The sequence below is a fragment of the Bacteroides sp. AM10-21B genome (assembly GCF_003472565.1).
In the GTDB taxonomy this organism is placed as follows: Bacteria; Bacteroidota; Bacteroidia; order Bacteroidales; family Bacteroidaceae; genus Bacteroides; species Bacteroides propionicigenes.
This window is the reverse complement of sequence record NZ_QRME01000001.1, coordinates 466939-482037: the sequence shown is the minus strand read 5'-3', so window position 1 is coordinate 482037 and position 15099 is coordinate 466939. Positions and strand designations below refer to the sequence as shown.

11 protein-coding genes are annotated in these 15099 nt (G+C 41.7%); 4 read left to right on the top strand and 7 right to left on the bottom strand.

Annotated features, from left to right (window positions below):
• Positions 1 to 34: 34 nt before the first annotated feature.
• Genes DW121_RS01840 through DW121_RS01830 form a run of 3 tightly spaced genes read right to left on the bottom strand, consistent with a single transcriptional unit; the run spans position 35 to position 3201 of the window.
• On the bottom strand, positions 35 to 634 hold the full coding sequence (locus DW121_RS01840) for an aminotransferase class IV family protein (RefSeq protein ID WP_117711009.1): 600 nt from the start codon (positions 632 to 634) through the stop codon (positions 35 to 37).
• The gene (locus tag DW121_RS01835) at positions 618 to 1601 is read right to left on the bottom strand and encodes an aminodeoxychorismate synthase component I (RefSeq protein ID WP_117711010.1); all 984 of its coding nucleotides are present in this window, start codon (positions 1599 to 1601) and stop codon (positions 618 to 620) included. The genes DW121_RS01840 and DW121_RS01835 overlap by 17 nt, the downstream gene beginning before the upstream one ends.
• A gap of 4 nt (positions 1602 to 1605) precedes the next feature.
• On the bottom strand, positions 1606 to 3201 hold the full coding sequence (locus DW121_RS01830) for an aspartate:alanine exchanger family transporter (protein WP_117711011.1): 1596 nt from the start codon (positions 3199 to 3201) through the stop codon (positions 1606 to 1608).
• A gap of 109 nt (positions 3202 to 3310) precedes the next feature.
• On the opposite strand from DW121_RS01830, the gene DW121_RS01825 reads away from it, so the two are divergent.
• Complete coding sequence (locus tag DW121_RS01825) at positions 3311 to 3700, top strand: DUF2721 domain-containing protein (RefSeq protein ID WP_117711012.1); 390 nt, start codon at positions 3311 to 3313, stop codon at positions 3698 to 3700.
• Positions 3701 to 3739: 39 nt separating this feature from the next.
• Here DW121_RS01825 and DW121_RS01820 read toward each other — a convergent pair whose 3' ends face one another.
• A complete protein-coding gene (locus DW121_RS01820) occupies positions 3740 to 7006 on the bottom strand; it encodes a S41 family peptidase (RefSeq protein WP_118322910.1) in 3267 nt (1088 codons plus the stop codon).
• A gap of 67 nt (positions 7007 to 7073) precedes the next feature.
• Positions 7074 to 7859 (bottom strand): DnaJ domain-containing protein, encoded by a 786-nt coding sequence (locus DW121_RS01815; RefSeq protein ID WP_117711014.1) that lies wholly within the window; start codon positions 7857 to 7859, stop codon positions 7074 to 7076.
• Between the two features lie 585 nt (positions 7860 to 8444).
• Between DW121_RS01815 and DW121_RS01810 the strand changes: the two genes are divergently transcribed.
• From DW121_RS01810 to DW121_RS01800, 3 genes are read left to right on the top strand one after another with little or no spacing between them, the layout of a single operon-like run.
• Positions 8445 to 9692 (top strand): site-specific integrase, encoded by a 1248-nt coding sequence (locus DW121_RS01810; RefSeq protein WP_118322909.1) that lies wholly within the window; start codon positions 8445 to 8447, stop codon positions 9690 to 9692.
• A gap of 6 nt (positions 9693 to 9698) precedes the next feature.
• Complete coding sequence (locus tag DW121_RS01805) at positions 9699 to 10490, top strand: helix-turn-helix transcriptional regulator (protein ID WP_118322908.1); 792 nt, start codon at positions 9699 to 9701, stop codon at positions 10488 to 10490.
• A gap of 48 nt (positions 10491 to 10538) precedes the next feature.
• On the top strand, positions 10539 to 11531 hold the full coding sequence (locus DW121_RS01800) for a phage/plasmid replication protein (protein WP_118322907.1): 993 nt from the start codon (positions 10539 to 10541) through the stop codon (positions 11529 to 11531).
• A gap of 871 nt (positions 11532 to 12402) precedes the next feature.
• Here DW121_RS01800 and DW121_RS01795 read toward each other — a convergent pair.
• Positions 12403 to 12837: a hypothetical protein gene (locus DW121_RS01795; RefSeq protein ID WP_118322906.1), complete on the bottom strand. Its 435-nt coding sequence runs from the start codon at positions 12835 to 12837 to the stop codon at positions 12403 to 12405.
• A gap of 694 nt (positions 12838 to 13531) precedes the next feature.
• A complete protein-coding gene (locus tag DW121_RS01790) occupies positions 13532 to 14317 on the bottom strand; it encodes a hypothetical protein (protein ID WP_233555762.1) in 786 nt (261 codons plus the stop codon).
• Positions 14318 to 15099 lie beyond the last annotated feature (782 nt).

Sequence of the window (15099 nt, the reverse complement as noted above, 5' to 3'; positions counted from 1 at the left end):
TTATTCTTAGATGGTTATGCAACCCCGTTCTTTTTCAGAATATTGGCTTTAGACAATTGACGGGAAGTTCCAGTTCACCCCAATCTATCATCGCATTGAAAAGGCGTGCAATGGAGTAAAACACAAGGTCTTCCGTGTGTATATCTTTCTCAGTGAGGATGCCTTTTTCCAATAGTTCGGCACGCTTAGTCCCTTTCAATAAGGGATGCCGGGGAGTGTACCATTGTTTGCCGTCAAAGAGAGCTATGTTAGCGATACTGGTATCGGTGAGTAGACCTTGGCGGACAATAAGCACATCATCGCAGGAGCCGCGCTGTGCAAACAATTGGTTGAGCTCTTCGCGGTCGGTGCTTTTATAGGTGTAGTCAATGTTGTCCGCTCGTACCAAAGCCAGTGAACGGACGGAGCGTAGGGCATAGGGAGTGCAAGATATATCTTCGATTCCTTTCTGCCCGTAGGCTATACGTAACTTGTGTATGCCGTTTGCAGAAATGGCGGGCAGGTATGCTGTCAGTTGCAGGGCGGTACTTTCCGGCCAGAAGTGTGTTCGGGTATCGTTCAGTCTCCGTTCATGGTAGGCTAAGTTGCGAACCACTCCGCCGTCAACACGTATGGTTTCAATAAATCGGCACATATATTTTCTGTTTTACCTCGTTGTATTCACTTTCCCATCGGCTTTGGGCGGTGATGCCGCCGCCGGCTTTGAAGTAGAGTTGCTCGTTCTCTTGTTCAATGAAGCGTATCATGACCGCGCTGTCCAGTCGGCCGTTGGCGTAGCAGCCCATGATTCCGGTATAGAATCCTCGTTCGTAGCCTTCCGCTTCGGCAATGATTTGCATGGTGCGGGGTTTGGGGGCACCGGTAATGGAGCCGGCAGGCAATAGTTTGAAAAGGATGTCACCGAGCCGTTCGGTGTAGTCATCGGGCAGAATGCCGCATATCTCGGAACTTGTTTGCAGAATAGGCCCTTTGTTGGTTTGCAGGCGGTCTATGTAGCGATAGGATGTTACGGTAACGTGGTCGGAAACCATACTGAGGTCATTGCGTATCAAATCGACAATGGTGGCGTGTTCCGCGGCTTCCTTGGCGTCATCCAACAATATTGATTCGGCATGGGGAAGGGTCGCGTCAATTGTTCCTTTCATGGGAAAAGATTTTATAAAACCCTTTTCCATACGTACAAAGATTTCGGGAGAGAAGCAAACAAAAGAATCCTTCAGCCAAAGTTTGTATAGAGCGTGGGAATGCAGAAATATATCTTTTAGCGTCAGGTTAGTGCGAAGCGGAACCTTGCACGTCAGATTGGTCAGGTAACTGTTGCCGCCCAGCAGGTTACGCTTTACGATGTCGAAAGAACGGTGGTAGTCGGCGGGAAGCGGGGGAGTGAATTCCCAATCTATTCTTCCGGTATATCGGGTATCCGTATCGGGAGCATTGCCCGTCTTTCCGAATTGGTAGAGGCAGGCGGATGTATCTATCTTGGCGAGGGCTTCAACGAATGAGTGTTCTTGCTTGTAATCGATGATAAACAGGAAAGGAATGTCCTGACGCCCGAATGTGTTCATCCGGGCGATAGCTGTTTCTTTGTCCAATGTTCTCATTGTCCTAAATCAATGTTGCAATGATTTGAATGGACAGTATGAGAAATACCATTGCAATAGGATAAACCGTAGCATAGGCCACACTCGGAATATTGCTGTCCGTCATCGAGTCGGCAGCTGCCAAACCGGGGGTACTTGTCATACCGCCTGTAATGGTTCCCAATAAATCGAGGATGCTGATTTTGAATACGAGTCTGCCTACGATTACAGCTATCAGCATGGGAATTAAAGTAATGGCAGCACCTACTCCGAACAACAACCAGCCACTTTCCTGAAAGGTCGCTACCAGATTCTTTCCAGCCGATGTACCTACTTCGGCAAGGAACAGCAAAAGTCCCAGTTGCCGTAACAGTTGGTTGGCAGGACCCGACATGGACCAGATAATAGGTCCTGTCTTGCCAACAGCGCTAAGGAACAAGGCAACTATCAGAATGCCGCCTGTCAATCCGGGTGAGAATGACAAACCGCCGGGGAAGGATATGTTCAGCTTGCCGAACAGTACTCCGAGTACGATGCCCATTGCAATTGGGAAGAAATCCGTATCGGACAGTTTTTTGGCATTGTTTCCCAGTAAGCGTGCCAAGCCTTTCAGTCCTTCTTTTTCGCCGACTACCATCAACTTGTCACCGAATTTTAGCGCAAGATCGGGTGAGGGAGAAAGGTCGATACCGCTTCGGCGAATCCGTGTCACGGTGCAGCCGAAGTTCCTCATCAGATTCAAGTCACCCAGCTGTTTGTTTATCATATCCTTCTTTGTCAGCAGCAGGGACTCTATGTCCTGGGTATGGCTTAGGGGGAGCTCGCCTTCTTCGCGTTCACCTACCAGAGTGGCGAGTTGGTTCAGCGCTTCGTCGCTGCCGACGGCTTGTATGTAGTCGTTTTCGTGAAGTACGGTGTGGGCGGTCGGAATGGCGATTTGCTCGTCATGCTTATGGCGGGAGATTACTGCTCCGGTCATGGCGCGGGCATTGATTTGCATCAGGGTACGTCCGAATACGACAGGATTTGTAATACGATAGATGCACGTTATCAGTTCGGGAAATTGTCCGCGGCGTTCTTTCTCCAGACGGCGGGCTTCCCGGTCGAGGTCGATGTGCATGATACGGGGCAGCAGTTTTACGAATAGGATAACCCCGATAACTCCGAATGGATAAGCGATACCATAGGCGATGGAGGCCAGCGGTGAATGAGTGCTGTCGATGGCAACTGCAAGTCCCGGCGTACTGGTAAGTGCTCCGGCTATCAGGCCTACCACACTCGGCGTGTCAATGTCGAAAGCGTATTTCAGTCCTACTGCCGTCAAGGCGGCAGAACAAATAATCAGCAAGGTGATGATGATGAGTGTCTTCCCTTTGCTTCGGAAAGAGTCGAAGAAACCGGGACCGGCTTGTATGCCGATAGTGAAAATGAACAATACAAGTCCGAAGTTTCCCAACTCTTTGGGGATAATCACACCGAAATGCCCGAAAAGCAGGGCGATGAAGATTACTGCGGAAACATCGAGAGACAATCCTTTGATTTTGATTCTTCCCAACATGAAGCCTAAAGCTACGATGAGGAAAAGGGCGAAATAAGAGGAATTGAGCAGGTCTGTGAACATAGGCTTGATGAATTAGTCTTTTCGAGGGAACAAAGGTAATGGAAAAAAGTTAGATAGAGAAAGTATTATTTATCTTTGCAGTTGCTAAAGATTTAAAGGAATCCCTCTTATGGAAATAGATTTGACTACCCCCGCTTTGCTGTTTTCGGCAATATCCCTGATTATGTTGGCGTACACCAACCGTTTTCTGTCGTATGCAGGCCTTGTGCGTGCTTTGAAGGAGCAACACCAAAAGAGTCACTCCTCTGTGACCGCGGCGCAGATTGCCAACCTGCGCAAAAGGTTGTACCTGACGCGCGCCATGCAGGTGACAGGCATAGCAAGCCTGTTGCTATGTGTAGTCAGCATGTTCTTTATTTATATCCGGCTTCATCTTGCCTCAGTTTATATCTTCGGTTTTGCGCTGGTGCTTCTGATTATTTCGCTCACTATTTCCGTGTACGAAATTTATATCTCCGTGAAGGCTCTGGAGATACATCTGAATGATATGGACGATTAGCGGAAACGCTTTATGCCTGTAAGACGAATATTTATCTCTTTACTGGGCAGAGTCCAGTTCTTTCAGTAATTCTTGCACAGCAACTTTCAGCTGGGTATCCTCACCTTTCACGATGGCTTCGGGTGAGTTGGCAACTTTGATGTCGGGTTCTAACTGGGAGTTTTCCAGATAACTGCCGTCGGGCAAGCGGTAGCCTACAACAGGGATACCGAAAATGAGAGAAGGATCTTGCAAACGTTCCCATGATACGCTGGTCATTGTTCCCGGAACGGGCATACCCACCAACTTGCCGATATTCCGGTGGCGATATACCCATGGCGTACCGTGCGCATTGGAGTAATTGGCTTCGCAGGTCAGCATGATAGACGGCTTGTTCCAGCGACGGCTGGGCATATCACAGGCTTCGCGGCCGCGGATTACCTGTGTAAAGTATTTCTTGCCGCTGAACAATATTTCTATATCCTCGTGCAGACGGCCTCCGCCATTAAAGCGGGTATCGATGATGATGCCTTCACGGTTGTTGTATTTGCCCAGAATATCCGAGTACACAGAACGGAAGCTGTCATCGCCCATTGACTCAATGTGGACGTAGCCGAGACGGCCGCCGGACCATTTATCTACGTCGGCTGCACGTTGTTTTACCCAGCGAGTGTAGAGCAAATCATCAAGCGTACTATTGCTTATCGGGATTACAACCTCTTCCCAGCGTTCTTTGTTCTGCGGGTTGTATAGCGAGACAAGGGTCTTCTTTTTGGCTTTGCCGTTCAGTAAGGTATAGTAATCAGTTTCGGGTGTAATCTCCGTGCCGTCAATCTTTTCGATAACTATGCCCGCTTTTACTTTAGTATTGGCGTTGTCGAACGGACCTTTCTCTATGACTTCGGCTATAAGCACACCTTTGTTTGGGTAGTTCCAGGCGAAGAGCAGTCCGAGGCTGGCTGTCGGTTCACTTTGTCCGGACGGATAATAACGACCGCCGGTGTGCGACACATTCAGCTCGCCCAACCATTCACTCAGCAACTCGGCAAAGTCGTAGTTATTGTTGATATGAGGTAGGAACTTGCGGTAAGCGGTAGTCATGGCGTCCCAGTCTACACCGTGCATATTGGTGTTGTAGAAACATTTCTGTTGCTGTTTGTACACGTGGTCAAACATATATTCGCGTTCTGCCGCCAAATCCATTTTGGTTTGTGCCTGATAGGTGACTGGTTTTAGCTCGTCGGATGCCAAATTCATTTTCTGCATGGTTTTTCCTCCCAGCAAGAAGAGGTTTTTGCCGTCCTTGTCCATCTCCATAGAAGCCCAGCCGGCATCCATTTTATGGAGCAGTCGGGTGTCTTTTTTGCGGATATCCATTTTCCAGAGGTCGTAGCCGTCTTCAAAGGCAGCGAAGTAATAAAGGCTTTCTCCGTCTTTGGAGATGATGACGCTACCTAAATCCGAGGAGTTAGGGGTGAGACGTACGATACGGTCTTCAATGTTTTTCAACTCAACAACGATGTCTTTCACTTGGGATTCATCGTTGTCTTTGTCTTTTTCTTTTCCTTTTTTGCTGCTCTTCTTTTCTTTGGCGGTATCTTTGTCTTGTGTTTTCTTTTGCTCGACCTCTAATTCCTTACGCAGTTCATAGTCTTCTTTGCTCAGGCAGTACTTGTCGTATGCATCTTGGTTGAGGAAGATGAGCATGGCATCGTCCTGCGCCCCCCATGAAGCGTGGGCGCGCATACCATAACGTTCTGTTTTGAACAGGATTGCATTGCCATCGAGCGCAAAGCGGGGATAACCGCTCATGTAGCCGCTATTAGTCAGGTTGATTATGGGGCTGTCGCCTTGTGCGCTGACCAGTCCTATGTCAGAGTACGGATCGTGTTTGTTGCCGATAAATTCGAGGGTGAACCATTTGCTGTCCGGCGACCAGGCATAGCTGAACTCGCCGTCTGTACTGTACCAAGTGGAACCGTCGGTGACTTGGCGCACTTTGTTTGTTTCGAGGTTCAGTACCATTAGACGGATACGGTCTTCTATGAATGCCAATTCTTTACCGTTTGGTGAGAATTGCGGGCAAGAACGTTCAATGGTAGCGGAAGGCAGTAATACTTCTTCGTTTATAATGGTAGCGTTGGGGAAGTTGGGGTCTTCCTTACGGGCTATCTTGGCAAGATAAATCTGCCAGTTGCCGTTGCGTTCGCTGGCATAGGCCAGTGTACGGTTGTCGGGGGCAAAGGACAGGTTGCTTTCATTGGCGGGGGTGTGGGTGATTTGTTTGGTTGTGGCATAGTCTGCCGAGGTTACAAAGACTTCGCCACGTGCAATGAAGGCTATCTGTTTGCCGTCCGGTGATACAGTAGCCGAAGTTGCTCCGTTGGTATAATTCAGGTGGACTGTCTGAGGTCGGTCATCACGGGTGATTTTTATTTGAACTTTTTGCGGGGTCGAACCGTCTTGCTGCGTGTATATTTCACCATCGTAGCCGTAACACAATGTGCCGTTACTGCTCATGGAAAGGAATCGGACGGGGTGGGTTTTAAAAGTAGTCACCGCTTTTACGGATTCCGGACGGGTGAGTGGAAAGGCGTATACATTGAATGAGCTGCCGTTACGTTCGCTCAGGAAATACAAGGTTTGCCCGTCCGGTGTAAGGATGGGATTGCGGTCTTCACCGGCATGCTCGGTGAGGTTGGTATGTTTGCCTGTGCGGATGTCGTACATCCAAATATCGCGAGTTATGGATGAAGTGTGGTGCTTTCGCCATTGGTCTTCAAAGCCTTTCCGGTCTTGATAAAAGAAATGTTCACCCGATTTGTCGAAACAGACAGCTTCGGCAGGTGTACCCAGTACTTGCTCGGTGCGTCCGCCGCTTGTGGGAACCTTGTAGAGTTCGGTCATGGCAGAGCGGGGGAAGAGCGCGCTCTCGGCAGGGTCTTGAATGGCTGCTGAGAAGAGAACGTATTTGCCGTCGGGGGTAAATGCCGACGGGATTTCTCCTGCCGAATTGGTAGTCAACCGCCGGGCTGTTCCGCCGTTGGCGGACATCACGAATACGTCGAAGTTGCCGTATCTGTCGCTGGCAAATGCTATTTGCTTGCTGTCGGGCGACCAAATCGGGGTGGATTCATAGGAGTCCTGTGTGGTGAGTTGCGTAGCTGCACCGCCTTTTGCCGGAACTTTGTAGATGTCTCCTTTATAACAGAAAACAATCTCTGTTCCATCGGGTGAGATTTGTATGTCGCGCATCCAGAGCGGAGTTGCCGCATAACCGGTAAGAGTGGTGAAACCGAGTGCGAGGTAGGCAAATATTTTCTTCATAACAGATGTATTTCTATTGAATTAGGAATTTTATATTAAAGTCTTGTCTCAAAAAAATATTGGATTATTATTTGATTCCTCTTGCTTTATAGATAATCTCTTTGGCATTGTTGATGCTTTGCAATTTTTCTTCAGCAGCGCGCTTGATGTCTTCTCCCAATGTAGCCACCCGGTCAGGGTGGTGCTTCAGCACCAGTTTGCGATATGCGGCACGTACTTCTTCGTCAGTGGCTGTGGGGGCTATTTCCAGCACTTTATAGGCTGCATCCAGTGAGTTTCCTCCCAGATTGAGCATGGATTCCACTTCTTTTTCGGATAATCCCATATAAGCCGCCACCTCTTTCAACGCCTCTATTTCCTCACGACAGACGTTATTGTCGCTTCGGGCTATATTTGCGAGAAATCCCAGTAGCTGCAGGCGTTCTTCGTATGTCAGGTTGGCTGCAATCTGCATACCGCAGTCGCGGATTGTATTCTTGAATGCAAGAGGATTCTGCATATCCATGCGTTTGCGTTGTTCAAAGAGGTTGAGCAATATCCGTTCGCCTTCACTGACTGCCGCGGTACCGAAGTTTGCCCGTAAGAAATTGCGGACGTACTCCATTTCGCTGTGCATAATGCGTCCGTCTGCCCGTACAATGTACGATGCCATTACCAGCATTGAGAATAGAAAACTGTTCCGCTGTCCGCGAAACATATCTTCTTCTGCTTGCCCATTACCATAGGTTGTTGTGTAGCTTGCAGAGCTGCCGCCGAATTCAATTAATGAACCGAGTGCATATCCTGCCAATGCTCCGAGCGGTCCGCCTGCCATAAAGCCGATGATACCGCCAATCCATTTTCCTGCTCCCATAATTATGTCCTTTATTTTGCAAAAGTAACTATTCTTACCTAAATAAAAAGAAAAGGTGAAATTTTTAGGATACTAAAATTTAATCGTCCGACAGCTGTTGAATTATCGTCCGACAGCTGTCGGACGAATAGATTTAGGCGGAATGGACATTAATCGAGTTCATGCGTGTTCCACCAAAAAGTCAACCACAGCGTCAACCGGTACAACCATAAGAACTGTATAAAAGCAAAAAGCATCAATAATCATCAGATTATCAATGCTTTTTTTCAGTCGGGGTGACTGGATTCGAACCAGCGACCACACGCCCCCCAGCTGTTGAAAGAATATTTGTATTCATTGGTATTGGGTTAGAAATCAGTGATACAATACCCTGTGAATGGGATGATGTGTTATATCTATTGAGATTAAGTGAGATGAAAAGTGTAATAAAAATGTAATCGAGAGGTAAAAAACGTCTTGCATATACAAATGGAAAAGTAGTCGAACTACTTGGTTTTCAGTCTATGATTTGTGCAACTAAATGAGTATATTTGTATCATCCTAAGGTACTTAAAGCAATAGGAAAAACAATTAAATAATTTAGTTATGGCAAAATTCAATATTGTCGCTTACAAGAGTAACCAAAAGAAAGACGGGAGCTATCCTATATATCTAAGAGTCACAAAAGACGGTAAAAGGATATATATAGATTTAGGGGTAACTACTCAACTAAATCAATGGGATAAAAGTTCGGAACGCTTCAAAAGAGATAAGAGATTGAATCCTAATTATATAAAAGATAACAACCTGTTAACCCACTACGAGGAACGTATAAGTAGTATCTTAAGAAAGTTTGCGGAGGAAAGGGTGGATTGGACCTTAAACCTATTCAAAGAACAATTCTTAGGTATGTCAAAACAGGGGAAGGTTTATGACTTCTTCCTTACCCAAATTGAAAATTTAAAGGCAACGAATCATCATGGGAATGCTAAAGCCTATGAACGTACCCTCCATGTAATGGGTAAATATGACGACAAGATTGAGGAACGTTTGTTTCCCGAAATAGATATCAAATATGTGAATGCGTTTAATGTAGCCTTGGAGAAAGACGGTTGTTGTGGTAATACACGAAAGTATTATATGAAGACCTTGCGTGCTGTGTTGAATAAGGCTATAAAAGAGAAAGAGGCTTCTGTCAGTACCTATCCGTTTGGAAATGGCGGCTTTGAAATTAGCAAATTAGAAGAGGAAACACGTAAAAGGTATCTGCTGGCTGAGGATTTGGACTTGATTAAAAACTCTCCACAAGAGAATTTTACAATGGAATATACACGGAGGTTGTTTTTATTTTCCTACTACTGTTTTGGTATCAGTTATGTGGATATGGCTACCTTGACAACGCACCATATAGAAAAACTTGAAACAGGTGAACATATCGTTTACAAGAGGCAGAAGATAAAGAATCAACGGGGAGTAAAATCGATTAAAATACCTCTGACTGATACGATAAAAGAACTGATAGAATGGTTTAAGCAAAAAACACCTCTTGTTGGAGATTATTTAACACCTATCATAACAAGGGATTACAGTGGAGAACAACTGTACAATCACATTCGTTCTCGCTATGGACGCTATAACAAGAACTTAAAGAAATTAGGAGTAGCATTGGGGATTGAACGTCAGAAATTGACCACCTATGTGAGTAGACATACAATGGCTATGACATTACAGAGCAACAAAGTTCCCCGTGAAGTAATCAGTCAAGTAATGGGACACAGTAACCTTGAAACAACAAATGTATATCTTGACAGCTTCGAAACAAGTGTAGTAGACGAGGCTGCAAAACTCCTTTAAAAAATAATGAGAATAGAAACGGATATGCCTCTAAGCAGCTTAATAGAAAAGTTGCTTAGAGGGGAAGCAGCAGAAATCCATGACGAGGATTTTCGTACCTATGTGAATAGTAAGTTGGGAAATAACCATGAGGTACTTCAACAGGCTTTAAACGAAATAGAGGATGCTATAGACAATTGGAAGCGTTCCTACTTCATTTCAGTATATGATGAAAGAGTGAGTGCTTATCGGACGGGTATTACCCAATGGACTCCACAAGATTTGGATGATTTGTTTGTGGAGGAAGAGAACTTGCGTAAAGAGGGAAAAATAGCTTTGACTGCTGATGTCCTCTATAATGAAATTGAGAAGATTGGCTTTATAAATGAACATTGTCGTGATGCAATGGATATGGCGCGTCTGAATAATGATATAGACTTCTTAAAAGCTCAATGGGAAGATTTGGCTTTAGCCCAAATAAAGTCGTTAGAGGGAATTGTAAAACAAATGCTGAGTACAGTTTCGATAGAGCCTAAAGCAGAAAGACAGAAGACCAATAGACCCGAAAAACAACCGATAGACCCTCCTGAAGTATTTGGGATTGATGTGTGTTGTGAAATAACGGGCTATAAAAAGAATACCGTCTATAAGTTGATACATGAAAATCAAATACCGTGTTTCCGTCCAGGTGATAATGGTAGAAAAGTTATGTTTCGACGTGAGGAAATATATCAGTGGATGACAAAACGAAAACAAGAATCCACTCAAGAGTATATTGAGTTCATGGACAGACGTCTGTTAGCTCGTAACAAGAAATAATAACACCCGAATTATTGGGTATTTTGTATATATCAAAATTGTTAGGCTATGTATGACACAGTTGAATTACGGTTGAAAAAAGAGGATATAGGAGATAAGTATAAATGGGAGGCTGTATTCCAAAGGATTTACCAAGTTTGTGATTTCAAAAGATTTGCAGGTGGGTTTGGTTATGTTGACGGACTCCGTGTTTCTGTTACGAAAAATACAGTCAATATAAGAGGAAGTCTTTCTAAATATCTTTATGGAAATAACATTATGACCTTAACTTTAGCACATACAAAAGAGGCTATAAAGCGGTTGGGTAAGGAGCTCAATCTGCCGATAGATAAGGCTGATGTCATGAAAGTGGAGATTGCTGAAAATTTTGAGATGGATAATCCTCCGGAACTCTATATATCGAAAATGAAATCATTAGGTACTTCCCATCCTAATAAGTGGGGAAGTGGTACAACTTATTTTCCTATGAAAAAGGGTAGCTTACTTCGGTTTTATGATAAGGGCAGGGAATTTCGGCAGAGGGGCAAGCATCGCCATAAGCGAGAAAGCTGCCCTCTGCCAGAGGGGAAAGAGAAAAATTTATTGAGATATGAGATGTTGTTTAAAGGGGCAATGATTAGGCAAGTGTTTGGTCGAAAGTTAAAAGCATGTGACCTATATGACAAACAGGTCTTTTGGCAATTCATTGCAGAGTGGTTTGGGTCTTATGAGGATATAGGTAAAATTTCAGACAAACTCTTTGACATATCCTTTGAACAGATAAAGTCTACAAAAGACATGGAAGATTGGTGTATATGTGTGGCTAATACTGTTATGAATCTTCCTAATTTCATAAAGGAACAGCTATTTAAGAATAGGGAGAATCCGCAGGATACAGACGCTCAGTATCATAAAAGGATACAGGACAGAATGAAGAAAGCTCTCCAACATTTTGAGGGACAAATGGGGCAGTCTGATTTGGTGATAGAGTTAAATAAAAAGATAGAAGATTATTTGACGTGGAAATTTACGGAATCTCCCGATGCTTATGACAAGAACTAAAATAATAGCCCAAAGGTCGTCACTAAAATAGAGCGTCTGTAGGAAGCAATACGAGATTCTAAATACAGACGCGGAACCTTGTGCCCAATTAGGTAGTAAAATATCAATAGAGAGTTGTAAGAGGAGTATAAAAAGTGATAAGACTGTTAGTGTACAGTCGATAGAAACAATGCAAGTTGCCATCAAAGAAGAGTAAGGGTTAAGAAATCTTCGTTATATAGTGATGAGTCTTGTGATGACAGGGTACAATGCTATAGAGGTCTTATGATATAGGAGTGGAAATAATCGTGCATCACCTAAAAAGAGTGGAATAAAATCGAATGTTAGGTATGCTTGGATTTACATGTATGATGATGAGGCTGTTTAGAGGTATTTGCAAAAGATTAGATGTTCTGACGTATAAAAGCCTCATCAGAGTTCCCTCCCTAAAATCTTGTGAACTATCAATAAATGAGTAAATTTGTTCCACGACATCCCTAAAAACGTTTGTAGAACGCTGGATTTTAGTTATATTTGTCCCGCTAACAGGTTAAAGACTTGTTGGTGACATATTAATTAAAGGAAGCGTTTAGCTTTATCCCGTATTTAGAAATCTGGACAATTTATAAGTTATTTTGTAAACTGCTGATATTTGTACATTTAGATATGCGAAATATCATTCGTTCTTAAAAATAGACCTTATTTGTTACTTTTTTAACTCTCTCGTAACTGCTCACAAATATAGACAAAATTCTAAGTAGCTTTCTATGCTCCGAAGATTTTTTTATCCGTCTAATAGCTCTTTTTTTACTCGGTTATTTTATGAAATAAAAAAAAGACACCAAAAGAAAAAATAAATTTCTAATGATGCCTTTTTAGTAATAAAAAAGTGTTATTTCTTTCGTGTATAATTCATTATATCTTCTCCGTCAAACCACGACAATTCATTTTCTGTGATTTTCAAAATCTTCATAATCCCCGACTCAAATATGTTGTTATTTAAAGTCAGTTCTTTTGTTGTTTTATTATAACTATATGTTCCCTCTCCCCATTTTTCAGTTTCTTTATCGGGGTAACCAACTTCGATATAATAATCTACTCCCGTCCAACTCATATCAGAATTGAAAGTTACAATTTCCATTTGACGTGAAACGACATTGCCCTCTTCATCTGTAAAACTTGAAAGTTCGTATTCCCAACTTCCTATTAACAAAGCTAATGTTTTATCGTCCTGAATTTCGTCCTTTTCATCATCGCTACATGATGTAAAACTGACACACAAAACAACCATTAATAAGGTTGCAAGTAAGTTGAATTTCGTTCTCATAAATCTTGTTTTTAAGTTATTTAATCTGTTAATTAATTCCTCAAACAAAACATATTTTCCTCCCGATAAATGTTATTTTAAGAATGAAATTCCACTTATAAAGATAAAAAGAATGGTGTGGAAACATACTGCCTTATCTCGTGGTGGGCTTCTCGCATTGCCTCGGTACAGATAAAGCAATAGCCCACACCATAAGACAATATATCTTAACCCAAGACGGGTAAAATATAGTCATGATGTGGTGCTACTGCTATCATCTTCGTACCGTTAAATTTTGCGAGAATTTACCACGGAAGATAATTTCAATAACACCTTTCGTTAAATATGTCCTCCCATTGCTGAGATTGCGACAAAGATAGACAAAAGTGTTTATATCTCAAAAGAACAAAAGAAATAATGCAAAAATGCCCCTCAAAATTGTTTATTGCAATCAGGTAACATTTGTGCATATTATTATAGATGTTATAAATCAGGCTACATTTCAACGAGCCATTTACAAAATAATCAGGAGATTTCCTATGTACTCGCCAATTTGTAAAAGAGATTTTCAAACCAAAGAACGAGGGGGCATTTACATGGGTACAAGTACCTCGCAGACCTCTTACACCGACTAAAAAAGTGTGCCACAAGAATGGTTTAGAACTGGTATTAACATGCTTTTTCCGTTTTATTTGGCGGCTTATTTATCATGCTTTTACAAAATGATATATGCTTCATCATAAGTATTTTTAACTGGTTGTTTTTGAGTAATATTAAAGCATTTGAAAATATATTCGTATAAGCCCCCATTTTTGAATTCGGAACATCTTTTATTTAGCTGTTCTTCCAACTTTAATAAAGGAGATTTATTTTTGATTTTATCCAGTTTGTTTTTCTCAAATGGTGGTGGAATAATTTCTCTATTTAAGCACATCTTTTCAATCATTCTATAAACTTTTTCTCTTTCCTCATTAGACGAGAATAAAATATCATTGCAATTCAAATAGTATTTGTCTATTTCAAATTTCAAGATATATCCCTTTTCAATTAACGTTTTTATAAGCTCATTATTTTTTCCGATTTTCAATAAAGACTTTATTTTTGTTTTATTGTACGGAATAATATTTGTGTTATTGACAGTTATTGTTTTCAATTTCAGAATAAATCCTTTTTCTTCCTCGCTCAGTTTACTATCGCTAAAAAATGTATTTTTAAGTATGAAATAATTTTCGGGATTGATTTCCATTTGATAGCGTATGCGATTATGCCCTAATTCATCTTTAAAATAATTCCATGATGAAAATATTCCAGTCTTTAATAATTGGGGGCGGTGCTTCTTTATCGTGCTTATCGGTATCCCTGAAAGTTTCGATAATTTTGTTTCGGCTATTTCCGAATAACCATTATAATAATTGCTATTCATTTTTATAACTGAATATAATAGTGCATCTTTGTTTTCAAGCATGGATATTTCCTTTGTTATTTTTGTTTGTCGCTCCATTGTTAGCAATGTGATTTTCTGTATTTATAAAGAGAATATCTTTTTGCTTTAACAATCTATTATAGTATGCACATCCTAAATATTTTTTAGCTTGCTTTCTGTCTTTAAATCGAATATTTTTTGATAATATCAAAATCATATTACTTTTATTAGATGTAAAATTCCAAGTCCGTTTAGGACTTGAATTTTCTATTATATAGGTATCTTTTTATAATAGGTATCTTATATAAGTTCCATTGTCGGGAGTTTTCCAAGTTCCAAAAACGGGACTTCTTATTTAAGTTCCAAAATTGGGAATAATGTGTATTTGGAATTAAAGCGTATCTGATGTATTATTTTTCTTACACATTCAGTTTGTTTACCACATTGAAATAATATAGCTTCCTCAATCCATTAATCTGTATCCGTCTTTTTAAATAACCCATATCTGCTATATATTTACCAATCTGTGCCTTATTAAAATTCTTTTTTTCTCCTTTAGACAATCTTTTCTCTGCGATAGTACGCAATTCTTCATAAGTCGAATATCGAACACCTTTATAAAGCATTTAATTTCGTTTTTCATTTATATATTTAATATCTTATGTTTTTCTTTCTTTGATATGCAAATTTACTGACTTTTTAGGTAGTGAAAAAATGAACATGCCACAAATTAAAAACTTCATTCCAATGTAAATTTTTAACCCGATAAAATCGAATAATGCGCCCTTCGCACTTCCATTTAACTCATAAGAGAAGTCGATTTTGAAAAAAAATAGGCACTCCCAAAGATTGAGAGTGCC

Coding starts and splice junctions, on each gene's coding strand:
- DW121_RS01810 (WP_118322909.1), top strand. CDS start 8,445: ATGGCAAAATTCAATATTGTCGCTTACAAGAGTAACCAAAAGAAAGAC.
- DW121_RS01795 (WP_118322906.1), bottom strand. CDS start 12,837: ATGAGAACGAAATTCAACTTACTTGCAACCTTATTAATGGTTGTTTTG.
- DW121_RS01835 (WP_117711010.1), bottom strand. CDS start 1,601: ATGAGAACATTGGACAAAGAAACAGCTATCGCCCGGATGAACACATTC.
- DW121_RS01825 (WP_117711012.1), top strand. CDS start 3,311: ATGGAAATAGATTTGACTACCCCCGCTTTGCTGTTTTCGGCAATATCC.
- DW121_RS01840 (WP_117711009.1), bottom strand. CDS start 634: ATGTGCCGATTTATTGAAACCATACGTGTTGACGGCGGAGTGGTTCGC.
- DW121_RS01805 (WP_118322908.1), top strand. CDS start 9,699: ATGAGAATAGAAACGGATATGCCTCTAAGCAGCTTAATAGAAAAGTTG.
- DW121_RS01815 (WP_117711014.1), bottom strand. CDS start 7,859: ATGGGAGCAGGAAAATGGATTGGCGGTATCATCGGCTTTATGGCAGGC.
- DW121_RS01800 (WP_118322907.1), top strand. CDS start 10,539: ATGTATGACACAGTTGAATTACGGTTGAAAAAAGAGGATATAGGAGAT.
- DW121_RS01820 (WP_118322910.1), bottom strand. CDS start 7,006: ATGAAGAAAATATTTGCCTACCTCGCACTCGGTTTCACCACTCTTACC.
- DW121_RS01830 (WP_117711011.1), bottom strand. CDS start 3,201: ATGTTCACAGACCTGCTCAATTCCTCTTATTTCGCCCTTTTCCTCATC.
- DW121_RS01790 (WP_233555762.1), bottom strand. CDS start 14,317: ATGGAGCGACAAACAAAAATAACAAAGGAAATATCCATGCTTGAAAAC.